The organism is Nocardia sp. NPDC057668 (assembly GCF_042799795.1).
Lineage (GTDB): Bacteria > Actinomycetota > Actinomycetes > Mycobacteriales > Mycobacteriaceae > Nocardia.
This window is the reverse complement of sequence record NZ_JBHVIC010000001.1, coordinates 2,028,006-2,053,089: the sequence shown is the minus strand read 5'-3', so window position 1 is coordinate 2,053,089 and position 25,084 is coordinate 2,028,006. Positions and strand designations below refer to the sequence as shown.

Sequence of the window (25,084 nt, the reverse complement as noted above, 5' to 3'; positions counted from 1 at the left end):
CCCGTGAACTCGTCGGTAGGTGCGTGAATCGGGCAACACCCAACCCTCTGAGAGGATGACGGCGTGACTGCACAAGCCTGGATCCTCATCGCCGCTATCGCCGCGGTCCTGCTGGTGGCGTTCGTCTCGGGATTCGTCCTCGCCAAACGACGGCGCATCTCGCTGACCCCGGCCGAGGAGGCGAAACCGGAGCTGACCGACAAGTCGGGCGGCTATACGGCCTCGTCCGGATTCAGTTTCAGTCAAGGCGGCGGGACGGCGACCCTGCCGAAGCCCGCCCCCGAGCCGCTGCCGCGGTCGACCCCGGAACCGGAGCGGGTCGAGCGCACCGACACCGAGGGGCAACCCCAGATCGGCGACGACGCGGCCGTGCCGCGCGACTCCGGCCGCCGCGGGATCCAGGACATTCGCCTGCCCGAACCGGTTCAGGGGCCCGAACGCGCACCCGAGGACGCGGCGACCGCCGAATCCGCACCGGTGGCCGAGGACACCGCACCGGCGACCGCCGAGACTGCGCCCCCGGTCGAGGAGACCGTGCCTTCGGTCGCCGAGACCGCGCCCGCCGCGCAGCCGGACACGGCCGTCACGCCCGCGGACGTCACCGCACCGGAAGCCCCCGCGACGCCCGCGGCCCCGGTCACCCCCGAGCAGTCCGCCCCCGCACAGCCCGAGGTCGCCGCCCCCGAACCCGCGGTCCTCGACAAGGTCGCACCCCCCGCCGAAGCCGCGGCTCCCACCGCACCGGCTCCCACCGCCCCGGCGGTTCCCGAGCCGGAAATCCTCGTCCCCGAGATCGAGCCCACCGCGGGCCGCCTGACCCGCCTGCGCGGGCGCCTGTCCCGCTCGCAGAACGCCGTCGGCAAATCCCTGCTCGGCCTGCTCGGCGGCGGCGACCTGGACGAGGATTCCTGGGAGGAGATCGAGGACACCCTGGTCATGGCCGACCTGGGTACCGCGGTCACCGCCACCATCGTGCAGCGCCTGCGCGAGGAGATGGCCCGCAGCACGGTCCGCACCGCCGACGACGCCCGCGCGGTGCTGCGCCAGGTGCTGATCGAGGCCCTGCGCCCCGAGCTGGACCGTTCCATTCGCGCCCTACCGCACGACGATCACCCGTCGGTGCTGCTGGTGGTCGGCGTCAACGGCACCGGAAAGACCACCACCACCGGCAAACTCGCGCGGGTGCTGGTGGCCGACGGCCGCCGCGTGCTGCTCGGCGCGGCCGACACCTTCCGCGCCGCCGCGGCCGATCAGCTGCAGACCTGGGGTGAGCGCGTCGGCGCGGAGACCGTGCGTGGCAAGGAGGCCGCCGATCCGGCCGCCGTGGCCTTCGACGCGGTGAGCGCCGGCATCGACCGCGGCGTGGACGTGGTCCTGGTCGACACCGCGGGCCGCCTGCACACCAAGACCGGTCTCATGGACGAGCTGGGCAAGGTCAAGCGCGTGGTGGAGAAGAAGGCCGCCGTGGACGAGGTGCTGCTGGTGCTCGACGCCACGGTGGGCCAGAACGGGCTCATGCAGGCGCGTGTCTTCGCCGAGGTCGTCGACATCACCGGTGTTGCCCTGACGAAGCTGGACGGTACGGCCAAGGGCGGCATCGTCTTCCAGGTGCAACATGAACTCGGCGTCCCGGTCAAACTGGTCGGTTTGGGCGAGGGTGCGGACGATCTCGCACCCTTCGAACCCGGGGCTTTCGTCGACGCGCTGCTGGGCTGACCGGCCCGGACCCACGCGCATCAGGGGAAACACCGACATCCTCACAGCACCCGCGTAACAGCGGTGCGACGTTGGAAACCTGACCGCAACAGTGCAATCTCATCCGTTCACCTAGGCGAAACGCCGCAGGATCACGGAGGAAACACCAACTGAGGAACCTCATTGCAGGCTCGATTTGCCGGATTCGGCAGAGCCCGAGATGAGGAGGAACTAGAGGTGGCGTTTCCGTTAACCGGTGCACCTGACGCCGGAGACACCGCATGGATGCTGGCCAGCGCCGCACTCGTGCTGCTGATGACCCCGGGTCTGGCATTCTTCTACGGCGGCATGGTCCGTGCGAAGAACGTGCTGAACATGATCATGATGAGCATCAGCGCCATGGGCGTGATCGCCGTCCTATGGGTGCTGTACGGCTTCTCGATGGCCTTCGGTGAAGACAAGGGCAATCTCCTCGGAGATCCGACCCAGTACTTCGGCCTGAAGGGCCTGATCGGCGGCACCTACCTGGCCAGCACCGGTGAGGACGGTGTGACCACGGCGGCCTCGATCCCGCTGGCCGGCACCATCCCGCTCACGGTCTTCGTGGCCTTCCAGGCCATGTTCGCGATCATCACCGTCGCCCTCATCTCGGGTGCGGTCGCCGACCGCCTGAAGTTCGGCGCCTGGCTGCTCTTCGCCGCGGTCTGGGCCACCGTCGTCTACTTCCCGGTCGCGCACTGGGTCTTCGCCTTCGACGGCGTCACCGCCGAGCACGGCGGCTGGATCGCCACCAAGCTCAAGGCCATCGACTTCGCCGGCGGCACCGCGGTCCACATCAACGCCGGTATCGCCGCGCTGGTCCTGGTCCTGGTGCTGGGCAAGCGCAAGGGCTGGCCGCAGACCCCCATGCGCCCGCACAACCTGCCGTTCGTGATGCTCGGCGCGGGTCTGCTGTGGTTCGGCTGGTACGGCTTCAACGCCGGTTCGGCCGTGGGCTCCAACGGCATCGCCGGCGCCACCTTCGTCACCACCACCGTGGCCACCGCCGCCGCCATGCTCGCCTGGCTCCTGGTGGAGAAGATTCGCGACGGCAAGCCCACCTCGCTCGGCGCCGCCTCGGGCATCGTGGCCGGTCTGGTCGCCATCACCCCGTCCTGCTCCTCGGTGAACGTGCTCGGCGCGCTCGCCATCGGCGTCATCGCCGGTGTGCTCTGCGCCCTGGCCGTGGGCCTGAAGTACAAGTTCGGTTTCGACGACTCGCTCGACGTGGTCGGCGTTCACCTCGTCGGCGGCATCGTCGGCACGCTGCTGGTCGGTCTGTTCGCCGCGCCCGAGGCGCCCGCGGCTGTCGCCGGTCTTTTCTACGGCGGCGGCTTCGATCAGCTGATCAAGCAGGCCGTGGGAGCCGGTGCGGTGCTTGCCTACTCGGGCATCGCCACCCTGATCATCGCCCTCGCCATCAAGTTCACGATCGGGCTGCGGGCCGATGAAGAATCCGAGTTCGTCGGCATGGACGAGTCGGAGCACGCGGAATCGGCATACGATTTCGCTGCTGTGGGTGGCACGGCACGTTCCACCGCCGTCAAGGAGGCATGACGCATGAAACTGGTAACCGCAATCGTCAAACCGTTCACGCTCGAGGATGTGAAGTCCGGTCTGGAGCAGGCGGGCGTGCTCGGCATGACCGTCAGCGAAGTCCAGGGCTACGGCCGCCAGAAGGGCCACACCGAGGTTTACCGCGGTGCGGAGTACTCGGTGGATTTCGTCCCGAAGGTTCGGGTCGAGGTCGTCGTGGACGACGCGTCGGTCGAGAAGGTCGTCGAGGTCATCGTCGAGGCCGCCCGCACCGGCAAGATCGGTGACGGCAAGGTCTGGGTCACCCCCGTCGAGGGTGTCATCCGGGTCCGCACCGGCGAGCGTGGGTCCGACGCTCTCTGAGCGAACACAGATCTAGCTCGCTGAGCACTGCAGATCATTGAGCGGCGGCCCCGCTCCCGCCCGGCTCACACCGGCCGGGACGGGGCCGCCTCCGTGCTTTCGCCGGGCGCCAGGTTCCGGACCGCGCACGACGCGCCCGGGACGCCGAACTGAACGAGGTGGGTAGTTGTGGGTTTCGAGCAGGCACGTGACGAGCAGGCTTCCGACGCGAAGTCCAACGGGGCATCGGATCTGGTCCGGGCCCGCACCCAATTGCTCGCCGAGCATTCGGCCCACGGGCGCAGTTCCCGGCTCGACCCCGAGGCCCTGCGCCAGGCACTGGTCGATCTCTTCGAATTGTGGCTGACCACAAAGGCTTCCGAGGTCGGCATCACCGCGGACAGCGGGCTGGCCATCGTGGCCGTGGGCGGCCTGGGCCGCCGCGAGATGCTGCCCTATTCGGATCTGGATCTGGTGCTGCTCTACGACGGCGTCGATCCCAAGCGCGTGGCCGAGGTGGCCGACCAGCTCTGGTATCCGCTGTGGGACGCCCACATCAAACTCGATCACAGCGTGCGCACCGTCCCGCAGGCGCTGCGGGTGGCCGCCGACGATCTGACCGCGGCCCTGGGCATGCTCGAGGCCCGGCACATCGTGGGTGACGAGGGCCTGAGCAATCTGCTGATCAGCGGCGTCCGCCGCGATTGGCGCACCGGAATCCGTTCGCGCTTCGACGCTTTGATCGCCCAGGCCGAAACCCGCTGGCGGCGCAGCGGCGAGATCGCGCACCGCGCCGAACCCGACCTCAAGAACGGGCGCGGCGGCCTGCGCGACATCCAGCTGCTGGACGCGCTGGCCATCGCGCAGTTGACCGACGCCATGCCGGGACTCGGTCCCGATGTGCCCGGTGGCGGTCTGCTGCAGGCGCATCGTCGCCTGCTCGACGTGCGCACCGAACTGCACCGGGTCGCGGGCCGCGCCCGGGATCAGCTGCGCGCCCAGGACGCCGACGAGATCGGCGCGGCGCTGCGCATCGGCGACCGCTTCGATCTCGCCCGCACGCTCAGTGACGCGGCGCGCACGGTCAGCTACTCCGCCGACGTCGGGCTGCGCACCGCCGCCAACGCCCTGCCCCGGCGCGGGTTGGCCCGGCTGCGCCGCATGCCGGTGCGCCGCCCGCTCGACGAGGGCGTGGTCGAGCATTCGGGCGAGGTGGTGCTCGCGCGTGACGCGCGCCCGCAGCGCGATCCCGGCCTGATCCTGCGGGTGGCCGCGGCCTCGGCGCAGACCGGGCTGCCGATGTCCGCGACCACGCTGAACCGGCTCTCCGAGGACGCGCCCGAACTGCGCGAACCGTGGCCCAAGGAAGCGCTCAACGATCTGCTGGTGCTGCTGGGCGCGGGCCGCGGGGCCATCGAGTCCATCGAGGCGCTGGATCGAACGGGACTGTGGGGCAGGCTCTTTCCGGAATGGGGCGTGGTGCGCGATCTGCCGCCGCGCGACGCCATGCACACCTGGACCGTGGATCGTCATCTGATGGAGGCGGTGTCGCAGGCCGGGGCGCTGGCCACCCGGGTGGCGCGCCCGGACCTGCTGCTCATCGGCGCGCTGCTGCACGATATCGGCAAGGGGCGCACCGAGGATCACAGTGTGGTCGGCGCGGAACTGGCGACCTCGATCGGCCGCCGGCTGGGCCTGTGGCCCTCGGATGTGCGCACGCTCTCGGCCATGGTGCGTCACCATCTGCTGTTGCCGGACACCGCGACCCGCCGCGATCTGGCCGATCCGGACACCGTGAAGATGGTGGTCGAGGCGCTGGACGGCGATTCGCAACTGCTCGAACTCCTGCACGCGCTGGCCGAAGCCGATTCCCTGGCCACCGGTCCCGGGGTCTGGAACGACTGGAAGGCCTCGCTCATCGGGGATCTGGTGCGCCGGTGCCGGCTCGCCATGGCGGGGGAGGACCTGCCCAAACCCGAACCGATCCCGGACGAGCTGCGCGAGCGCGCCGAAAAGGGCGGCGTGCACGTGGAATTGAAGCCGGGGCAGGGTCGGTACACCCATATCGTCACCGTGGTGGCCCCGGATCATCCCGGGCTGCTCTCCGATGCCGCCGGGGTGCTGGCGTTGCATTCGCTGCGGGTGCTCTCGGCGAGTTTGGACAGTATCGGCGAATCGGCGATCGATACCTTCGCGGTCGCGCCGCGATTCGGCGATCCGCCGGAGCCGGGTCTGCTGCGCCAGGAATTGATCAGGGCGATCAACGGCGATTTGGATTTGGCCGCGGTGCTCGCGCGCAAGGAACGTGAGGCGGGCGGTACCCAGCCCAGTCCTTATGCGCAGGCGAAACCGCGCGTGCTCTGGTTCGAGACCGCCGAACCGGGGCGGGTGTTGCTGGAATTGCGCGCCGAGGACCGGATCGGTCTGCTGAGCCGGCTGGCCGCCGCGCTCGCGGAATCGGGCGCGAATGTGTGCTGGGCCAAGGTCAGCACCATGGGCGCGGCGGTCGTCGACTCGTTCTGCCTGGATCTGGGCGCGGCCGACACGCCGGAACGCAGAGCCGAGATCGAGGCCGCTGTACTGGCGGTGGTACCTCCGCAACAACCGAAGAAATCGCCCGAATCGGACACTGAAAACGATTCAACCTCGGTTTTCTGAACGGTTGCCAGGAAGCTGTATTAACTGGCAAACCGGGTGTTTGCCAGTTAATCCGATTGTTGCACGCAATTAGCTGAAATGCGGATAGCGTGATCCCCGGCACACCCTAATATCGCCTCATCCCGAGCTGTGACAAGCCATTGAGGGGAGCAGTTGGTGGCAATCGAAGTTGTTTCCGCGTCGACTATGACGAGTGATATGACCACACACATTGCCCGCTGTGTCGGAGGTGATCGCTGGGTCGTGTCGTGGCTGCCCGGGCGCACCCTGACGGGTCCGCAGGCGGTGACGGCCATGACGATCGCCGCGACTGTCACCGATCCACAGGAACCCAGCAGGGCGCAATGGGCCATGCTCGACGGCCTGGCGCTCCAGCTGGGATTGACCGCGCGTGAGGCCGTCGGCATGGTCGCCGTCGAGCGTCACGACCTCCATCGTCCGCTCACTCTGCCACGACCCCGCTCCCTGGAATAACGGCCCGCCGCGTTCCCCACTACCCTGGTATCTCGAGTGACGTCCCTCGAGATCAGGAGCATCGGTGTTCGAATCCCTTTCCGACCGGTTGGCCGGTGCCCTCAAGGATCTGCGTGGAAAGGGGCGCCTGTCCCCGGCCGATATCGATGCGACCGCGCGGGAGATCCGGCTCGCGCTGCTCGAGGCAGACGTCGCGCTGCCCGTGGTGCGCGGCTTCATCGCCAAGATCAAGGAACGCGCCAAGGGCGCGGAGGTCTCCGCGGCGCTGAATCCGGCGCAGCAGGTCGTCAAGATCGTCAACGAGGAACTCGTCGGCATCCTGGGCGGCGAGACCCGCCGGCTGCAGTACGCCAAGAACCCGCCGACGGTCATCATGCTGGCCGGTCTGCAGGGCGCGGGTAAGACCACGCTCGCGGGCAAGCTCGCCAAATGGCTCAAGGGGCAGGGGCATCAGCCGCTGCTGGTCGCCTGCGACCTTCAGCGACCCGGCGCGGTCACCCAGCTCCAGGTGGTCGGCGAGCGGGCCGGGGTGCCGGTGTTCGCGCCGAACCCGGGCACCTCCATCGGCGGCGGCGAGAACCCGCTGGGCGTCTCGGCCGCGGATCCGGTGCTGGTCGCGCGCCAGGGCATCGAAGAGGCCCGAAGCAAGCAGTACGACATCGTGATCGTCGACACCGCGGGCCGCCTCGGCATCGACGCCGAGCTGATGTCCCAGGCCGCCGGCATCCGCGACGCGGTGAATCCGGACGAGATCCTGTTCGTGCTCGACTCCATGATCGGCCAGGACGCCGTCACCACCGCCCAGGCGTTCCAGGACGGCGTCGGCTTCACCGGCGTCGTGCTCACCAAGCTGGACGGCGACGCCCGCGGTGGCGCGGCGCTGTCGGTGCGCGAGATCACCGGCAAGCCCATCCTTTTCGCCTCCACCGGTGAGAAGCTCGAGGACTTCGACGTCTTCCACCCCGACCGCATGGCCAGCCGCATCCTCGGCATGGGCGATCTGCTCTCGCTCATCGAGCAGGCCGAACAGGTCTACGACGCCAAGCAGGCCGAAGAGGCCGCGCGCAAGATCGGCTCCGGCGAGCTGACCCTGGAAGACTTCCTCGAGCAGATGCTGGCCATCCGCAAGATGGGTCCCATCGGCAACCTGCTCGGCATGCTGCCGGGCGCGGGTCAGATGAAAGACGTACTGGCGCAGGTCGATGACAAGCAGCTGGACCGCGTGCAGGCCATCATCCGCGGCATGACCCGGGCCGAGCGCGACAACCCGAAGATCATCAACGCTTCCCGCCGGCTGCGCATCGCCAACGGCTCGGGCGTCACCGTCTCCGAGGTCAACCAGTTGGTCGACCGCTTCTTCGAAGCCAAGAAGATGATGGGCGCGATGAGCCGCCAGTTCGGCCTGCCGGGCGCGCGCGGCGGCAACAACAAGAAGGGCAAGGGCAAGAAGGGCAAGAAGGGCGGGCGCGGCCCGACGCCGCCGAAGCTGCGCGGCGGCTTCCCGGGGATGCCGGGCCTCCCGGGGATGCCCGGCGGGATGCCGGATCTGGGCAACCTGCCCGCCGGTTTGAACGAGTTGCCCCCGGGTCTGGACGGTTTCGACCTCTCGAAGCTGAACTTCCCGAAGAAGTAGTAGTCGCGCCGCTGAATCGTGGTCCGGCCCCGTCGAAATCGACGGGGCCGGAGCTGTTTTCAGATGTGCGCTGCGCTAGTGCGCGGTCGGCTCCGCGCGGCGTCTGCGGCGGGCGCGGGCGATCTGCTCGGGGTCCACGTCGGACTGGGACCAGGCCTCGGCGAAGGCCAGGCTGGGGGCGCGGCCGGCGGCTATGTGGGCGAAGGCGCTGGCAGCCGCGCCTGACTCGTCGCGCGCGGCGATGCGGTCGAACAGGGCCTGGTGTTCCGAGCATTGTTCGGCGGCATCGCGATCGGCGGTGAGGCGGAAGAGCCATTCGGTGCGGGCGGCCAGGGGGTGCATCTGCGAACTGAGCAGGGGATTGCCCGCCAGTTCGATGATTTCGGCGTGGAACGCGGCGTTGGCCGGTGCGATGCGCTGCGGGTCGCCGGCGTGCGTGGCCGAGATCGCTTCGGCGAGAACGGCTTCGAGTGGCCGGAGGCGATCGGGGGTGGCGTTGGCGGCGGCCAGGCGGGCCGCCAGCGATTCGAGCACCTCGCGGACGTCGAACAGATGATTCACGTCGGCGGGGGTGAAAGGCGCTACCAGCGCGCCTTTTCCGGGTACCAGTAGCACCAGGCCCTCCGAGGCCAGCATGCGCAGCGCCTCGCGCAGTGGGATGCGCGAGACCTCGAGCTCGGTGGCCAGGTCGCGTTCGACCAGGCGCTGGCCGGGGCGTAGTTCCACGCCGACGATGCGCGCCTTGATGGACTCGTAGGCGCGGTGGCGCAGCGAACCTGGTTCCGTCACGACTCTCCACAGTATCGGGGTCCGGGATGGGTTTTCCGGACCGAAACATGAGCGGAACGTTCGCGCCACACCCGAGACCGACAGTTAACGGTATACCACTAACTGGAGGTTCGATCGTGGACACGGCCCTGGAGCTGACCGGCGTCGGCAAGAGTTTCGGTGCCGTGCGGGCACTGTCGGACATCGATCTCACGATCGCGCTCGGCGAGGTGCACTGCGTGCTCGGCGAGAACGGCGCGGGGAAATCGACCCTGTGCAATCTCGTGTACGGCGGCGCGGCCCCCGATACGGGTGAGATGCGACTGTTCGGTGAGCGGTACCGGCCCCGGCGTCCCGCCGACGCGCTCGGTCACGGCATCGCCATGGTGCATCAGCACTTCAGCCTGATCCCGACGCTCACGGTGGGGGAGAACCTGCTGCTGGGATCCGGTGCGGGCCTGCGTCTCCCGCGCCGCGAGCTCGCCGCGCGCCTGGCCCGCATCGAGGACGAGTTCGGGTTGCGGGCGCCGCTGGCGACGCGGGCCGAGGAGCTTTCGGTCGGCGCGCGCCAGCAGGTCGAGATCGTGAAATGCCTGCTGCGCGAACCACGCCTGGTGCTGCTCGACGAACCCACCGCGGTCCTGGGTCCCGCCGAGATCGATGCCCTGCTGGCGACCTGCCGCCGCATCGCGGACTCCGGCCGGGCGGTGGTCCTGGTCACCCACAAACTCGGCGAGATCGAACAGGCCGGGGACGCGGCGACGGTGCTGCGCGGCGGCCGGGTCGCGGGTTCCGGTCCGCTGCACTCGTTCACGCGCGCGGAGCTGGTCGAGCTGATGGTCGGCCGCGCCCTCGGCGACCTGGATCAGGCGCTGCTGGGCGGCGGGCCGCTGCCCGCGGCGGTAGTGCCGGGGGTCGATGCGCCCGCCGCGTTGGGACAGGGCGCTACCGCTACGACCGGCCCGGGATCGCCCGGGGCCGTGGACCTCTCGCGGTTCGATGATGTGGGTCTGGAGTCCGGTGGTGCGGCTACTTCGGAGTCTGGCGGTGGGGACGGTCCAGAGTCCGGCGTTGCGGCCATCTCGGAGTTCGGTGGTAGGGGCGATCCGGAGTCCGATCGTGCGGCTACCTCGGAGCGCCGTGGCGTGACCGTTCGGGATGTCGGCGTTGCCGTCGCGCTGGACTCCGACGGTGCCTCGGCGGGTGAGATATCCATCCGAACAAGGGATTTCGCCGCGATCGCGCCGGTCCTGCGTACCTCCGGGTTGCGTCTCGCCCGTCCCGACGGCGGCTCGGCCCTGGACGGGGTCGACCTGGAACTGCGGCCGGGTGAGATCACCGGGATCGCGGGGGTGGAGGGCAACGGGCAGAGTGAGCTGGTCGCGGTGCTGAGCGGTGCGCGTCGTCCCGATGCGGGGCAATTCCACCTGGCCGCAACCGATCTCACAGACGCCACGCCCGCGGCTCGCACCGCGCACGGCTTGGGCGTGATTCCGGAGGACCGCCACCACGAAGGTTGCGTGCCCGCCATGACCGTCGCCGAGAACCTCACCCTCGGCCGCCTCGCCGAGTTCCGCCGCTACGGCCTGCTCGACCGCAAAGCGATAGACGCGACCGCCGCCGAGGTGATCGAGCGCCACCGCATCAAGGCCCCCGGCCCCCGCGCACCCATGCGCACCCTGTCGGGCGGCAACCAGCAAAAGGTGGTGGTGGCGCGCGAATTGGCCCTCCCCGGCCTGCGCTGCCTCATCGCGGCCCAGCCGACCCGCGGCCTCGACCTCGGTGCGGTGGACGCGGTCCTGACCCAACTCCGCGCAGCGGCAGCCGCCGGGTGCGCGGTCCTGCTGATCTCCCACGAGCTCCCCGAGCTCCTCACCCTCTGCGACCGGATCCTGGTCGCCTACCGCGGCCGCCTCCTCGGCCCGGTAACCCCCGCCGATCCCCACGCCCGAGAAAAGATCGCCAACCTCATGCTCGGAACAGTCGCATGACCGGCAATGCCCGCCGCCGTCCCCCCGCCGCGTCCGCACCCTCAACCCCTGCCGAATCCACAATCTCTGCTGCCGCGTCTGCAAACCCGGCCGCGCCCGCAACCTCGTCGGTAACCTCCGCCCGACCCGGGCCACCCTCCGCGCCCGAGGATCTCGCGGCGTCCACTGATCACTGTTCGTCACCGCCCGCGGGCGACGCGGCCGGGGCGCGGTCCGTCGGCGCGGGACGTGTGCGGGCCGTCTTGGAACGGCTTTCCCCGCAGCGGTTCACGCGTGACCTCGCCGTCTACGGCGGGGCGGTGGCGGCCGCGCTGATCGTCGGGCTGGGGTTGGTGCTGGGTGGGGGCGCGTCGCCGGCGAAGGCCGCGGACGCGTTGTGGGAGGGCATGTTCGGGACGCCGTACGCGTTCGGGAGCGCGCTGAACATGGCGGCCGTGCTCGCGTTGATCGGGACCGGGTTCACGGTCGCGCATCGGGCGGGACTGGTCAACGTGGGCGGTGAGGGGCAGCTCGCGCTGGGCGGGATCGCGGCCGCGGCCGTCGGGTTGTGGCTGCCCGCCGGAGCGCCCGCGGCGGTGGGAGTTCCGCTGGTGCTGGGCGCCGGGTTCGTGGCGGGTGCGGCGTGGGCGGGCATCGCGGCGGGGCTGCGGGTGTGGCGGGGGACCAGCGAGGTGATCACCACCCTGCTGCTGAATTTCGTCGGACTCGGACTGGTGACGCTCGTGGTGCACGAGGCGGGGCTGCTGCGGCAGCCGATCACCTCGTCGGAGACGCTGCCGCAGTCCGCGCCGCTGCCCGAGGGCGCGCGGCTGCCGCTGCTCGGCATCGAGGGCTCGCCCGCGACCGTCGTGGTCGCGGTGGCGGCGCTCGCGGCCGTGCTCACCGCGATCGTGCTGCGGCGCACCGCCACCGGCACGCGCCTCACCGCGGTCGGGCTGTCCGAGGCCGCCTCGGCCCGGCTCGGCCTGGGCGTGCACCGGCTGCGTTTCGGCGCGCTCGCGGTGGCGGGCGGGCTGGCCGGGGTGGCGGGCGCGGGGCTGGTCGCCACCGTGCCCTATGTGCTCGCCGAGCACTTCACCTCCGGCTACGGCTTCGCGGGTCTGGTGGTGGGCCTGCTGGCCCGCGGCTCGCTGACCGCCGTCGCCGGAATCTCGCTGGCGTTCGGCCTGCTCGCGTCCGGCGGCATCAATCTGCAACTGGCGGCGTCGGTTCCGGCTTCCTCGATTCAGGTGGTGCAGAGCGTGCTGATCATCTTCGTCGCCGGTGCGGTGCTGCTGCGAAAGGAGAACGGGCGATGAGCGCGATCGGTGAACTGCTCGACGGCGGTGTGCGACTGGCGATTCCGCTGGCGGTGGCCTCGGCGGGCGAACTCGTCAGCGAGCGCGCGGGCGTGCTCAACCTCAGCGTCGACGGCATGATGCTGACCGCCGCCTTCGCGGGAGCGGTCGGCACGCACACGACCGGCAGCGCGGTCGCCGGTGTGCTGTGCGCGCTGGTGGCCGCCCTGCTGGTGGCGTTGATCCAGGCGGTGCTGAGCGTGACGCTGCGCGCCGATCAGATCGTCACCGGCATCGCGGCCAACGCGCTCGCCCTCGGCGCGACCACCTACGGCGCGCGCCTGTATTTCACCGAGGGCCGGGCGGTTCCGGGCTTCGACCGGCTCGCCATCCCGGTACTCAGCGATATTCCGGTGGTCGGCCGCGCCCTGTTCGCCCAGACCGCGCTCGGCTACCTGGCCGTCGCGCTGGCCGTTCTGCTGGCCGTGGTGTTCTCCCATCGCACGGGCTGGGGCCTGGCGATCAGCGCGATCGGTGAGGACGCGCTCACCGCCGACCGATCCGGCCTGCCGGTCAAGGCGTTTCGCTACGCCGCGGTGCTGATCACCGGTGCGGCCTCCGGTCTGGCGGGTGCGCACCTGGCGCTGGCCGACGTGCACGCCTTCACCGACAACATCACCGCGGGCGCGGGCTATCTGGCCGTGGTCGCGGTGATCGCCGGCAAGTGGCGGCCGTGGCCGACCCTGCTCGCCTGTCTGCTCTTCGGCATCGCCCAGGCGCTGCAATTCGCGGCGCCCGCGCTCGGCATCCACGTGCCGACCGCGGTCCTGGTCATGTCGCCGTATCTGCTCGCGGTGCTGGCGGTGAGCGGGCTGGTCGGCGCGAGCCGCGCGCCCGCCGGGCTCACCCAGCCCTTCCTCCGAGAGGCCAAAGCCTGATGACCCTGATCCTGACGCGCTCCGACGTACTGGCGATGATCACGCTGCCGGAGGTCTTCGCCGCGGTGCGCGGTGCGCACGCGGAGCTGGCCCGGGGCGCGGCGGTGCTGCCCGCGCCGCCCGCCATGCGCCTGCCCGGATCGGACGCGGCGTTCCTGGTCATGGCCGCGGCGTCCCGCGGCGCCGGGATGGCGGCGGTGAAGCTGCTGGCCGACGTGCCCGCCAACCGGGATCGCGGTCTGCCGGTGCAGCGTTCGGCGATTCTGACGGTGAACACCGAGGACGGCGCGTGCGCGGCGCTGATCGACGGCGGCGCTGTCACCAGGTTCCGCACCGCCGCCGCGTCCGCGGTGGCGACCGCGGCGCTCGCACGCCCCGAGAGCCGGGTGCTGGGGCTGATCGGCGCGGGAGCGTTGGCCCGCACCCATGTCGAGGCGCTCACCGCGGTGCTGCCGTTCGAGCGAATCGTGGTGTGGAGCCGCACCGATGCCACCGCGCGGGCGTTCGCCGCCGCCACCGGAGCCGAAACCGCGCGCACCCCGGCGGATGTGGTGGCGGCGGCCGATGTGCTGTGCACCCTGACCCCCTCGAAGGACCCGGTGGTGCTGGGCGAGTGGTTCCGTCCCGGCCTGCATGTGAATGCCGTTGGCGCGCCGCCTCGTCCGGATCATCGCGAGATCGACAGCGAGGGCATGCGCCGCGCCCGCGTGGTGGTGGACAGCCGCCTGTCCGCGCTGCACGAGTCCGGCGATGTGCTGATCCCGTTGCGCGCGGGCGTCTTCGGGGCCGAACACGTGGCGGACGAGCTGGGCGAGGTGCTCATCGGCGCCAAACCCGGCCGCACCGATCCCGCGCAGATCACCCTGTTCAACTCCCTCGGCGTCGGCCTGCAGGACCTGGCCACCGCGCGCCTGCTGGTCGACCTCGCCCGGCGTCGCGGCATCGGCACCGACATCGACCTGGCCGCATGACCCATCGGCCCGAACGCTTCCGCCCCAACCCCTCGAAGGAAGAACCATGAAGAAGATCGCAGTCGCCCTGCTGACCCTGGCCGTCGGCGCGTCCGTCGCCGCCTGCGGCGGTAGCTCCGAGAACACCGGATCCACGGTGCGGGTCGGGGTGATGTTCCCCGGATCCATCTCCGACGACGGCTTCATGCAGTCGGGCTACGAGGGCTATCAGCGCCTGGAAAGCACACTGGGCGACAAGGTTTCGCTCACCAAGGTCGAACAGGTCGCGACCGCCGACTATCAGCAGGTGCTGACCCGGCTGGCCTCGACCACCGACGTGGTCGTCTCCTTCGGCGGCCAGACCGATTCGGTGCTGCGCCAGGTCGCGCCGTCGTTCCCGAAGGTCAAGTTCGTCGAGATCGGCGGCCCCGCCGACGCGGCCCCGCTGACCAACCTCGCCTACTACGACCCGGTGCAGGCCGACGGCGGCTTCCTGGCCGGCGCGTTCGCGGCGCTGACCACCAGGTCCGGCAAGGTGGCGTTCCTGGGCGGCATGGAACTGCCCGCGATCGTCAAGACCGCCCGGGCCTTCGAACAGGGCGCGAAGCTGGCCAAACCCGATGTGACGGTGCTGCCCCCGCAGTACATCGGCGATTTCAACGATGTCGCCAAGGCGAAGCAGGCCACCCAGGCCGGAATCGGCGCGGGCGCCGACGTTTTCGGCCAGCAGCTGAACCTCGGCCACCAGGGCCTGGCCCAGGCGGCCAAGGAGTCCGGCGCGACCCTGGTCGGCGGCCCCCTGGTGAAGCCGTGCGGGTCCGAGCCCGCCTACGCCGCCTACGCGAAGCAGGACACCGGCGCCGAGCTCGAATACGCGGTGAACGCGGTCCTGAACGGCACGTTCGCCGCGGAACAGGTCCGCTTCGGCATCGCCTCGGGCACAGGCGCTTCCGATCTGGTTGTTTGCGCCGCCGATCCGTCGGTCGTGACCGCCATGGACAAGATCGAGAAGGATCTCGCGGACGGGGCCGTCGTCATCAAGTGAGGCGCGGGGCAACCCGATTCGGCCCGGCGCGTCCGCGGTGCACACCCGGGCGCGCTGTCCGCGTGCCGGTGGCCTCTACGATGTGGACAGGCCGAGACCAGGAGGTCGGACATGCGTCTGCATTTTCGCGGGGCGGTATTGCCCACCGGGGAATTCGTCGATCTGTGGGTGCACGACGGGGTGATCTCGTTCGAGCCCGTCGCCGACGCCGAGACCATTCACGCCTCGGGCTGGATCGTGCCGGGGCTGGTCGACGCGCACTGCCACGTGGGGATCAAATACGGTGGCGGGCACGAGGATTCGGCCGGAGCCATCGCGCAGGCGGAGGTCGAGCGCGACGCCGGGGTGCTACTGCTGCGCGATGCCGGATCGCCGATCGACACGCGGTTCGCCGACGACCGCCCGGATCTGCCGCGGATCGTGCGGGCGGGGCGGCACATCGCGCGGCCCAAGCGGTACATCCGCGAACTGGGCATCGACCTGGACGATGAACGAGACCTGCCGGCGATCGTGGCCGAGCAGGCCCGGCGCGGCGACGGGTGGGTGAAGATCGTCGGCGACTGGATCGACCGGGCGGTGGGCGATCTGTGCCCGCTCTGGTCCGACGCGGTGCTGAAGGAGGCCATCGACGCCGCGCATCGCGAAGGCGCGCGCGTGACGGCCCACGTGTTCGGCGAGGATGCCCTGCCGGGCCTGCTGAACGCGGGCATCGACTGCATCGAGCACGGCACCGGCCTGACCGACGACACCATCGACTTCATGGCCCGCCACCGCGTCGCCCTGGTGCCGACGCTGATCAATATCGATACCTTCCCCGAAATCGCCGCCGGCGCAGGCAAATTCCCGGTCTACGCCGCCCACATGCGCGACCTGCACGCCCGCTCCCGCGACACCATCGGCAAGGCGCACGAGGCGGGCGTTCCGATCTACACCGGCACCGACGCCGGCGGCTCGATCACCCACGGCCGGATCGCCGACGAGATCATCGCCCTGACCGGCGCCGGCTTCACCCCCCACGACGCCCTCGGCGCCTCCTCCTGGAACGCCCGCACCTGGCTGAACCACCCGTCGATCGAACCCGGCGCCCCCGCCGACTTCGTCGTCTACCAGCAGGACCCCCGCGAGAACCTGGCAGCCCTCGCCACCCCGTCCTGGGTGGTCCTGCGCGGCCACGTCTACGACCGCCGCGACCCGGTCACCGCCTACCGCTGACCCGCTCGTATCCCGGCCAGCGGGCAATCTGGTGATTCCGGTCGCCCCGGGAGTGTGAATGGGTCATGCTTCACACGTTCTGGAGTTCGACCTGATGAGGAGACCTGCTGTGGGTTCCGTGGAGACCGTGATCGCCGGTCTGATCGCTAGCATTGCCGCGAAGTTGTTTCTCGGGAGCGTCGATTCGCTCAGCTCGTCGATCAGCGCCCGATAGCGCCCTATACGACAGCGGCCCGCCCGGCGTCCTCGGACCCGGCGGGCCGAGTCGTTTCCGGGGGTCGTCCGGGCCGTCTCCGGTGAGGGCGATTTCTCCGGTCCCGGACCGATCTGGCAGAATGGCCGATCGTCCTCATCGAGGACAAGTGCAGCCCGTCTCCGGATACGTTCCGCGCGGCGGTCACACACTCAACGCAAAACCGGGCCCACCCCGCGTGGGTTGCTGAATTGCGCCGTGACCAACCGGGCTGCCCTTCGGGGCGGCCACCATCGAAAGGCACAGCTAATGGCTGTCAAGATCAAGCTGACCCGTCTGGGCAAGATCCGCAACCCCCAGTACCGCATCGTCGTCGCCGATGCGCGCACCCGTCGTGACGGCCGCGCCATCGAGTCCATCGGCATCTACCAGCCGAAGGAAGAGCCCTCGCTGATCGAGGTCAACTCCGAGCGCGCGCAGTACTGGCTGGGCGTCGGCGCGCAGCCGACCGAGGCCGTGCAGCGTCTGCTGGAGATCACCGGCGACTGGCAGAAGTTCAAGGGCCTGCCGGGCGCCGAGGGCACCCTCAAGACCAAGGCCGCCAAGCCGTCCAAGCTGGACCTGTTCAACGCCGCGCTGGCCGCCGCCGACAGCGAGCCCACCGCCGAGGCCGTCACCCCGAAGAAGAAGGCCGCCAAGAAGGAAGAGGCCGCCGAGGCCGCTTCCGAGGCCGCCGAGACCCCGGCCGCCGAGTAATGACGGCCGTCGTCGCCGATGCCGTCGAACATCTCGTTCGCGGCATCGTCGCCAATCCGGATGACGTCAGCGTCGAGCTGATCACCAGTCGTCGTGGCCGGACCGTCGAGGTGCACGTGCATCCCGACGACCTGGGCAAGGTGATCGGTCGCGGTGGCCGTACGGCGACCGCGCTGCGCACGCTCGTCGCCGGCATCGGCGGTAAGGGCATTCGCGTCGACGTGGTCGACACGGATCAATAGATGGAACTCGTCGTCGGGCGGGTCGCCAAGTCGCACGGTGTGCGCGGCGAACTCGTCGTAGAGGTCCGCACCGACGAGCCCGATCTGCGTTTCGCGCCCGGCGCCACCCTCGTGGGCCGGCTGCCGCGCGCGAAGCAGACGCAGCAGTACGTAGTGGAGTCGGCCCGGGAGCACTCGGGCCGGCTTCTCGTGCGTCTGGAAGGGCTCGTCCAGCGTGAAGCCGCGGATGCGTTGCGCGGCATGCTTTTCGTGATCGACTCCGCCGATCTGCCGCCCTCGCAGGATCCGGACGAGTACTACGACCACGAACTCGAAGGTCTCACCGTGCAATTGGGCGACGGCACCGTTGTGGGCACGGTCAAGGAAGTACTGCATTCGGCCGCGGGCGAACTGCTTTCGATCACGGCCGCCGAGGGCTTCCCCCCGGTGGGCCGAGAGATCCTGGTGCCCTTCGTGAATGCGATCGTGCCGACCGTCTCGATCGCGGACTCGCTGATCGTCATCGATCCGCCGCAGGGTCTGCTGGACCCGGAGTAACCGATGCGCATCGACGTCGTCACCATCTTCCCCGAATACCTCGAACCCATGCGAACGGCCTTGCTGGGCAAGGCGATCGACAAGGGCATCCTCGAGGTCGGGGTGCGCGATCTGCGCGACTGGACGCACGACGTGCACAAGGCCGTGGACGACACCCCGTACGGCGGGGGACCGGGCATGGTCATGAAGCCGACCATCTGGGGCGACGCCCTCGATCAGGTGTGCCCCGATGACGCCCTGCTGGTGGTCCCGACCCCGGCGGGGGTCCCCTTCACCCAGGCCACGGCCGAACGCTGGTCGGCCGAGCGGCACATCGTATTCGCCTGCGGCCGTTACGAAGGCATCGACCAGCGGGTCTTCGACGATGCCGCGAAGCGGGTGCGCGTCGAAGAGGTCAGCATCGGCGACTACGTGCTCATCGGCGGCGAGGCGGCGGTGCTGGTCATGACCGAGGCGTTCGTCCGGCTCATTCCCGGAGTGCTCGGCAATCAGCAGTCGCACCAACAGGATTCGTTCTCCGACGGTCTGCTGGAGGGCCCGAGCTACACGCGGCCGGTGTCCTGGCGCGATCTGGATGTCCCGGACATCCTGCTCTCGGGCAATCACGCGAAGATAGCCGCCTGGCGGCACGAGCAGTCGCTCGAGCGCACTCGCGCGCGGCGCCCGGATCTGCTGCCGCCCACCGGAGAATAGCCAAAAGTTCGCTCCGCAAACCGAACGACTACGACGTTCCGGACAGTTCGGTGCGGCACTGTTCGGGCTTGTCCCCCGACGCCGGTAGTGTCTGCCGAGTGACGACAGCCTCCGAAACCGTCAGCGCAGACAGTGCCACTGCTCCGAGCGCGGCCCCGACCGCCGGGACCGTTCGCCTAGCCAGTGTGGGTCGGCGTATCGCCGACGAACTCGGCGTGCGGGAGGAGCAGGTGCGCGCCGCCGTCGAACTACTCGACGCCGGATCGACCGTGCCCTTCGTGGCCCGCTACCGCAAGGAGGTCACCGGCGGCCTCGACGACGCGCAGCTGCGCACCCTCGACGAGCGCCTGCACTACCTGCGCGAACTCGACGAGCGCCGCGGTTCGATCATCGAATCCATTCGCACCCAGGGCAAACTGGACGACGCGCTGCACGCGCAGATCATGCTCGCGGACACCAAGGCCCGCCTCGAGGACATCTACCTGCCGTTCAAGCCCAAGCGGCGCACCAAGGCCCAGATCGCGCGCGAGGCCGGGCACGAGCCCGTCGCCGACGCCCTGATCGGGGATCCGACCACCGATCCCGCGCAGTACGACGCCGAACAGCTCGACGGCGCGCGCGCCATCCTGGTCGAACGCTTCGCCGAGGACGCCGACCTCGTCGGCGAACTGCGCGAACTCATGTGGAACCGCGGCCAGGTCAGCTCCACCGTCCGCGCGGGCAAGGAAGAAGCCGGCGCGAAGTTCGCCGACTACTTCGAGTTCAGCGAGCCGTTCAGCAAGCTGCCCTCGCATCGCATCCTGGCGCTGCTGCGCGGTGAGAAGGAAGAGGTGCTCACCCTGCACCTCGAACCCGACACCGAGGAACTCGAACCCGGCGAGCGCAGCGTCTACGAGGGCCGCATCGCCCACAAGTTCGACATCGCCGCCCGCGGCCGCGCCGCCGACACCTGGCTGCTCGACACCGTGCGCTGGGCCTGGCGCACCAAGCTGCAGGTCAGCCTGGGCATCGACACCCGCATGCGGCTGCGCCAGTCCGCCGAACGCGACGCCGTCGACGTGTTCGCCATGAACCTGCGCGACCTGCTGCTGGCCGCGCCCGCCGGCACCCGCACCACCATGGGCCTGGACCCGGGCTTCCGCACCGGCGTTAAGGTCGCCGTGGTCGACGCCACCGGCAAGGCCGTCGCCACCGAGGTCATCTACCCGCACACCGGGCAGACCGAGAAGTCCCTGGCCGTGCTGGGCGCGCTGGTCGCGCGGTTCAAGGTCGAGCTCATCGCCATCGGCAACGGCACCGCCTCGCGCGAGACCGACGCCCTTGCCGCCGAACTCATCTCGCGCATTCCCGAGAACAAGCCCACCAAGATCGTGGTCTCCGAGGCGGGCGCCTCGGTGTACTCGGCCTCGGCCTACGCCTCGGTCGAACTGCCCGACATGGACGTGTCCCTGCGCGGCGCGGTCTCCATCGCCCGCCGCCTGCAGGACCCGCTCGCCGAGCTCGTCAAGATCGACCCCAAGTCCATCGGCGTCGGCCAGTACCAGCACGACATCTCCGAAACCCTGCTGGCCCGCTCGCTCGGCGCGGTCGTCGAGGACGCGGTGAACGCGGTCGGCGTCGACGTCAACACCGCCTCGGTGCCGCTGCTGTCCCGGGTCTCGGGCATCACCGGCTCGGTCGCGGAAAGCATTGTGGCGCACCGCGACGCCAACGGCCCGTTCCGCAGCCGCTCCGCGCTGCTGACCGTGCCGCGCCTGGGCCCCAAGGCGTTCGAGCAGTGCGCGGGCTTCCTGCGTATCCGCAACGGTGACGATCCCCTCGACTTCTCCTCGGTGCACCCCGAGGCGTACCCCGTGGTCCGCCGCATGCTCGACGCCAGCGGCCGCACCGTCGGCGAGCTCATCGGCAACACCACCGCGCTGCGCGCGCTGCGCCCCGCCGACTTCACCGACGAACGCTTCGGCGTTCCGACCGTCACCGACATCATCGCCGAGCTCGAGAAGCCCGGCCTCGACCCCCGCCCGGAGTTCAAGACCGCCGAGTTCGCCGCGGGCATCGAGAAGGTCGCCGACCTCGAACCCGGCATGGTCCTGGAGGGCGTGGTCACCAATGTCGCGGCCTTCGGCGCCTTCATCGACATCGGCGTCCACCAGGACGGCCTGGTCCACGTCTCGGCCATGTCCCACAACTTCGTCAAGGATCCCCGCGAGGTCGTGAAGTCCGGCGACGTGGTGAAGGTCAAGGTCATGGAGGTGGACGTCCAGCGCCAGCGCATCGGCCTGTCCCTGCGCCTGGACGACGAACCCGGCGCCGCCAAACCCGAACGCGGCGAAGGCCGTCCGCGCGGCGGCCAGGGCAATCGCCCCGGCGGCGACAACCGCCAGCGCCAGGGCGGTCAGGGCGGCGGCCGCCAGGGCGGCAACCCCCGCCAGGGCAACCAGTCCGGCGGTAATCGCCAGGGCGGCAACCGCCCCCAGCCGGCGGCCTCCGGCTCCATGGCCGACGCCCTGCGCCGCGCGGGATTCGGCAAGTAGTACCCGCGTCTCTCGCTGGGCGGCACCGCGATCGCGGTGCCGCCCAGCGGTGTCGGCAGCGTGCACAGCCGCGGTACACGGAGTCACCGGGTGGGTGGGCGCGCATCCGTCCGCCCGCCCGCCGAGTCGGCTTGCGGCGCGCCGGGATTGGAGATTCCGGACCCGCCCCATCGGCCGGCGGTGGTCGCTTGCCGGCGTCGAGGGCACGGTGAGAAAGGGGCGCACTCGAGCGCCGACCCACGGTCGGCCGGGTGCCGGGCGTTCGCCGTTCCCCTGTCGTTCGCGGCGATGTCGCGGGTGGTTGGGGCTGGTGAGCGGCGGGATTTGCTGGGGGTTTGTGGGGGAGGGGTACCGTCGGGGATCCAGCGGCGAGTGGCCGGGCGACCGGCGGGCGAGTGCGGAGGCGATGCGAGTATGGCGTTTCGGCGGTGGATGGAAGACACCGTGATCGCTGACGGGCGACTGCCGCTGGCCTGCCTGCTCCTGGGATTCATCATCGGGTTCGTGCTCATCCGGATCAGCGTGCGGCTCATCCGCAAGCAGGTGCGCTGGTGGCCGGGCAACGTGCGGGCCGGGGACGTGCACATCCACCACATGGTGTTCGGGGTGATCCTGGTGCTCAGCACGGGCGCGGGGCTCATCACGATGTACGAGAGCAGCGTGGGGGTGATCAGCGTGCTCGCGGCCTTCTTCGGGGTCGGCGCGGCGCTGGTGCTAGACGAGTTCGCGCTCATCTACTACCTGCGCGATGTGTACTGGGAGGAGCAGGGGCGGACCTCGGTGGACGCGGTGTTCGTCGCGGTCGCCGTGACGGGATTGCTGCTGATGGGTTTTCATCCGCTGTGGCTGCTGGACATCAACGATTTCCGCAGTCAGTCCAATCCCGCCGAGCGCTGGGTGATCGCGCTGTTCTCGGTGGTGAACCTGCTGCTGGCCGCGATCGTCATTGCCAAGGGCAAGATTTGGACGGGTCTGTTCGGCATGTTCTTCCCGCCGCTGCTGTTCGTCGGCGCGCTGCGGCTGAGCCGTCCGGGCGCACCGTGGGCGCGCTGGCGCTACGGCGAACGGCCCGGAACCATGCGCCGGGCCATGCGCCGTGAACGCCGCTACCGCCGTCCGGTGATCGCCGCCAAGATCTTCGTCCAGGACCTGGTCGCGGGGAAGCCGGACGTCGATCACGTGCGCCGCGCGGCGGAGGAAGAATTGGCGCGCACCGTGATCGCGGCTCCGCCCGCCCCGCATTCGACGCACCGAAACGGTTAGCTAGAAGATTGCTGAATCACGGTCGCCGTGCGAGGGTGTGGCATGGCCTACGTTGTCGGCGATTACCTGCTCGATCGGCTGCACGAACTCGGTGTCACCGAGATCTTCGGCGTACCCGGTGATTTCAACCTGCAATTCCTCGATCACGTGGTCGCGCACCCCGGTCTGCGCTGGGTCGGCAGCGCCAACGAACTCAACGCCGGGTACGCCGCCGACGGCTACGCCCGCCTGCGCGGCATCGGCGCCGTCGTCACCACCTACGGCGTCGGCGAACTGAGCGCGGTCAACGCCATCGCGGGCAGCTATGCCGAACACGTGCCGGTCGTCCACATCGTCGGCGTGCCCGCCAAGGACATTCAGGCCAATCACCGCGTCATCCACCACACCCTGGGCGACGGCGACTTTCATCACTTCCGCCGCATCGCCGCCGAAGTCACCTGCGCCCAGGCCGATCTCGGCGCGGCCGACGCCTGTCAGGAAATCGACCGGGTCCTGAATTCGGTTCGCGTGCACCGCCGTCCGGGCTACCTCATGCTCGCCACCGACGTCGCGCGCCTCGAGGCCGCGCCCCCGGCCGCCCCGCTCGCTCCCGCCGCCGACTTCAGCAGCGACGGCGCGCGACTGGCGTTCGCCCGCGCGGCCCGCGAATTCCTGGCCGACCGCCAGGTCACCGTGCTGGCCGACGTCTTCGTCGACCGCGTCGGCGCGACCGACGAACTCCGCGCCCTGCTGGCCATCGGCGAGGTCCCGCACGCCACCCTGGCCTGGGGCAAGACGGTCGTGGACGAGTCCGCGCCGCATTTCGTGGGCGTCTACACCGGCGCGGCCTCGCCCGAACCGGTTCGGGCCGCGGTCGAGGACGCCGAACGGCTGATCACCGTCGGCGTGCAGTACACCGATAGCATCACCGCGGGCTTCAGCCACCGCATCGACCCGCGCAGGACCCTGGAGATCGGCCCCGAGCGCAGCGTCATCGCCGGGGTGGACGCCTTCGCGCCGCTCTCGCTGCCCGCCGCGCTCGAGGTGCTCGCCGAGATCTCCGCGGACTTCGCGCCGACGCACGTCGCCCCCGTCGTCCCCGATCCGGAACCGGTCGATCGCGCACCCGCCGATACCCCGCTCACCCAGGCCGCGCTGTGGCCGCTCATCGCCGGGGCGCTGGGCAACAGCAATATCGTTGTCGCGGATCAGGGTTCGGCCTTCTTCGGACTGGCCACCCTGCGCATGCCCGCGGGCATCACGTTCCTGGGCCAGCCGCTGTGGGGTTCGATCGGCTACGCGCTGCCCGCCGCCCTCGGCGCGGGCCTGGCCTGCCCGGATCGGCGGGCGGTGCTGGTCATCGGCGACGGCGCGGCCCAGCTCTCCATCCAGGAACTCGGCACCTGGATCCGCGAACGCCTGACCGGGGTCATCATCCTGGTCGACAACAACGGCTACGCGATCGAGCGCGCGATCCATGGCCCGCAGGCGCCCTACAACGACATCGCGCCCTGGCGCTGGTCCGAACTCCCGCACGCGTTCGGCGGGGACGAGAATTCGGTGCTGACCCTGCGCGCGGCTACGGTGGGTGAACTCCGCGAATGCCTGGAGGTTGCCACCCAGGCCCAGGACTGCCTGGTCTTCCTCCAGGTGGTCACCGGCACGACCGACTATCCGCCGCTGGTCGCCGACATCGCGGCCGCGCTCACCCGGGCCAATTCCCGGTCCTAGCGCCCGGGCGGGGGCCGATTAACCGGCACACCCCGTCATCTGGCATGATGCTTGGGTTGCCTAGGGCGGATCATGCGCCCGGGCACCGCCCAATTATCCGGAGCACGAACCGGTAGAGCACCTGCACCAGGTAGCCGCCAGGTTCCTCTGTTCGCGCGAATCCAATAAGGACGGAAATGAACACCCTCGACTTCGTCGACGAAAAGTCGCTGCGTAGCGATGTCCCGGACTTCCGCCCGGGTGACACGGTCAACGTGCACGTGAAGGTTATCGAAGGCAACAAGGAACGCGTCCAGGTCTTCAAGGGCGCGGTCATCCGTCGCCAGGGTGGCGGCGTTCGCGAGACCTTCACGGTCCGCAAGGTCTCCTTCGGCGTCGGCGTGGAGCGCACCTTCCCGGTGCACAGCCCCAACATCGACAAGCTCGAAGTTGTGACCCGCGGTGACGTTCGTCGCGCCAAGCTGTACTACCTGCGCGATCTGCGCGGCAAGAAGGCCAAGATCAAGGAAAAGCGCTGAAGTAGCTTTTCGCTCTGATCCCCGAGTAGCCCGGCACCGCGTGACATCATGCGGTGCCGGGCTACTCGTTTTGGTCGTCG

General features: G+C 69.9%; 21 protein-coding genes. 20 read left to right on the top strand and 1 reads right to left on the bottom strand.

The genetic code is table 11. The annotated features are described in order from the left end of the window. The first annotated feature begins 63 nt into the window (after window positions 1-63). The 6 genes from ftsY (at window position 64) to ffh (ending at window position 8,377) form a co-directional block, all read left to right on the top strand. Complete coding sequence (gene ftsY, locus ACFVBH_RS09455; protein WP_379001022.1) at window positions 64-1,716, top strand: signal recognition particle-docking protein FtsY; 1,653 nt, start codon at window positions 64-66, stop codon at window positions 1,714-1,716. A gap of 264 nt (window positions 1,717-1,980) precedes the next feature. Further along, window positions 1,981-3,291 (top strand): ammonium transporter, encoded by a 1,311-nt coding sequence (locus ACFVBH_RS09450; RefSeq protein WP_354987444.1) that lies wholly within the window; start codon window positions 1,981-1,983, stop codon window positions 3,289-3,291. 3 nt (window positions 3,292-3,294) lie between these two features. Beyond that, window positions 3,295-3,633: a P-II family nitrogen regulator gene (locus ACFVBH_RS09445; protein ID WP_067827260.1), complete on the top strand. Its 339-nt coding sequence runs from the start codon at window positions 3,295-3,297 to the stop codon at window positions 3,631-3,633. Between the two features lie 168 nt (window positions 3,634-3,801). Next, window positions 3,802-6,270 (top strand): [protein-PII] uridylyltransferase, encoded by a 2,469-nt coding sequence (locus tag ACFVBH_RS09440; RefSeq protein WP_354987391.1) that lies wholly within the window; start codon window positions 3,802-3,804, stop codon window positions 6,268-6,270. Window positions 6,271-6,468: 198 nt separating this feature from the next. After that, window positions 6,469-6,744, top strand: coding sequence for a hypothetical protein (locus ACFVBH_RS09435; RefSeq protein WP_354987392.1), 276 nt, complete (start codon window positions 6,469-6,471; stop codon window positions 6,742-6,744). Between the two features lie 64 nt (window positions 6,745-6,808). Next, window positions 6,809-8,377, top strand: a complete 1,569-nt coding sequence (gene ffh / locus ACFVBH_RS09430) for a signal recognition particle protein (protein ID WP_354987393.1) — start codon at window positions 6,809-6,811, stop codon at window positions 8,375-8,377. Between the two features lie 75 nt (window positions 8,378-8,452). Here ffh and ACFVBH_RS09425 read toward each other — a convergent pair whose 3' ends face one another. Beyond that, entirely contained in the window at window positions 8,453-9,166 is a 714-nt protein-coding gene (locus ACFVBH_RS09425) for a GntR family transcriptional regulator (protein WP_379001021.1), read from the bottom strand. 116 nt (window positions 9,167-9,282) lie between these two features. On the opposite strand from ACFVBH_RS09425, the gene ACFVBH_RS09420 reads away from it, so the two are divergent. The 14 genes from ACFVBH_RS09420 (at window position 9,283) to rplS (ending at window position 25,004) form a co-directional block, all read left to right on the top strand. After that, complete coding sequence (locus tag ACFVBH_RS09420) at window positions 9,283-11,136, top strand: ABC transporter ATP-binding protein (protein ID WP_379001019.1); 1,854 nt, start codon at window positions 9,283-9,285, stop codon at window positions 11,134-11,136. A 242-nt stretch (window positions 11,137-11,378) separates the two neighbouring features. Then, window positions 11,379-12,434 carry an ABC transporter permease gene (locus tag ACFVBH_RS09415; protein WP_379001018.1) on the top strand — a complete coding sequence of 352 codons (1,056 nt, stop codon included), beginning with the start codon at window positions 11,379-11,381 and terminating at the stop codon, window positions 12,432-12,434. After that, window positions 12,431-13,351 (top strand): ABC transporter permease, encoded by a 921-nt coding sequence (locus tag ACFVBH_RS09410; protein WP_379001017.1) that lies wholly within the window; start codon window positions 12,431-12,433, stop codon window positions 13,349-13,351. Before ACFVBH_RS09415 ends, ACFVBH_RS09410 begins: the two co-directional genes overlap by 4 nt. Next, a complete protein-coding gene (locus tag ACFVBH_RS09405) occupies window positions 13,351-14,322 on the top strand; it encodes an ornithine cyclodeaminase family protein (protein ID WP_379001016.1) in 972 nt (323 codons plus the stop codon). Before ACFVBH_RS09410 ends, ACFVBH_RS09405 begins: the two co-directional genes overlap by 1 nt. Window positions 14,323-14,368: 46 nt before the next feature. After that, entirely contained in the window at window positions 14,369-15,346 is a 978-nt protein-coding gene (locus ACFVBH_RS09400; protein ID WP_379001015.1) for a BMP family ABC transporter substrate-binding protein, read from the top strand. 111 nt (window positions 15,347-15,457) lie between these two features. Then, complete coding sequence (locus tag ACFVBH_RS09395; RefSeq protein WP_379001013.1) at window positions 15,458-16,558, top strand: amidohydrolase family protein; 1,101 nt, start codon at window positions 15,458-15,460, stop codon at window positions 16,556-16,558. Between the two features lie 502 nt (window positions 16,559-17,060). After that, a complete protein-coding gene (gene rpsP, locus ACFVBH_RS09390) occupies window positions 17,061-17,507 on the top strand; it encodes a 30S ribosomal protein S16 (RefSeq protein WP_354987402.1) in 447 nt (148 codons plus the stop codon). Next, window positions 17,507-17,749, top strand: a complete 243-nt coding sequence (locus ACFVBH_RS09385; RefSeq protein ID WP_354987403.1) for an RNA-binding protein — start codon at window positions 17,507-17,509, stop codon at window positions 17,747-17,749. The genes rpsP and ACFVBH_RS09385 overlap by 1 nt, the downstream gene beginning before the upstream one ends. Continuing rightward, window positions 17,750-18,286, top strand: coding sequence for a ribosome maturation factor RimM (gene rimM, locus ACFVBH_RS09380; protein ID WP_379001012.1), 537 nt, complete (start codon window positions 17,750-17,752; stop codon window positions 18,284-18,286). Window positions 18,287-18,289: 3 nt separating this feature from the next. Next, window positions 18,290-18,979 carry a tRNA (guanosine(37)-N1)-methyltransferase TrmD gene (gene trmD / locus ACFVBH_RS09375; protein ID WP_379001011.1) on the top strand — a complete coding sequence of 230 codons (690 nt, stop codon included), beginning with the start codon at window positions 18,290-18,292 and terminating at the stop codon, window positions 18,977-18,979. Between the two features lie 185 nt (window positions 18,980-19,164). Continuing rightward, window positions 19,165-21,513 carry a Tex family protein gene (locus ACFVBH_RS09370; protein ID WP_379001010.1) on the top strand — a complete coding sequence of 783 codons (2,349 nt, stop codon included), beginning with the start codon at window positions 19,165-19,167 and terminating at the stop codon, window positions 21,511-21,513. Between the two features lie 432 nt (window positions 21,514-21,945). Next, on the top strand, window positions 21,946-22,776 hold the full coding sequence (locus ACFVBH_RS09365) for a hypothetical protein (RefSeq protein WP_379001673.1): 831 nt from the start codon (window positions 21,946-21,948) through the stop codon (window positions 22,774-22,776). Window positions 22,777-22,818: 42 nt separating this feature from the next. After that, a complete protein-coding gene (locus ACFVBH_RS09360) occupies window positions 22,819-24,486 on the top strand; it encodes an alpha-keto acid decarboxylase family protein (protein ID WP_379001009.1) in 1,668 nt (555 codons plus the stop codon). 176 nt (window positions 24,487-24,662) lie between these two features. Beyond that, window positions 24,663-25,004: a 50S ribosomal protein L19 gene (gene rplS, locus ACFVBH_RS09355; RefSeq protein ID WP_354987409.1), complete on the top strand. Its 342-nt coding sequence runs from the start codon at window positions 24,663-24,665 to the stop codon at window positions 25,002-25,004. Window positions 25,005-25,084: the final 80 nt, after the last annotated feature.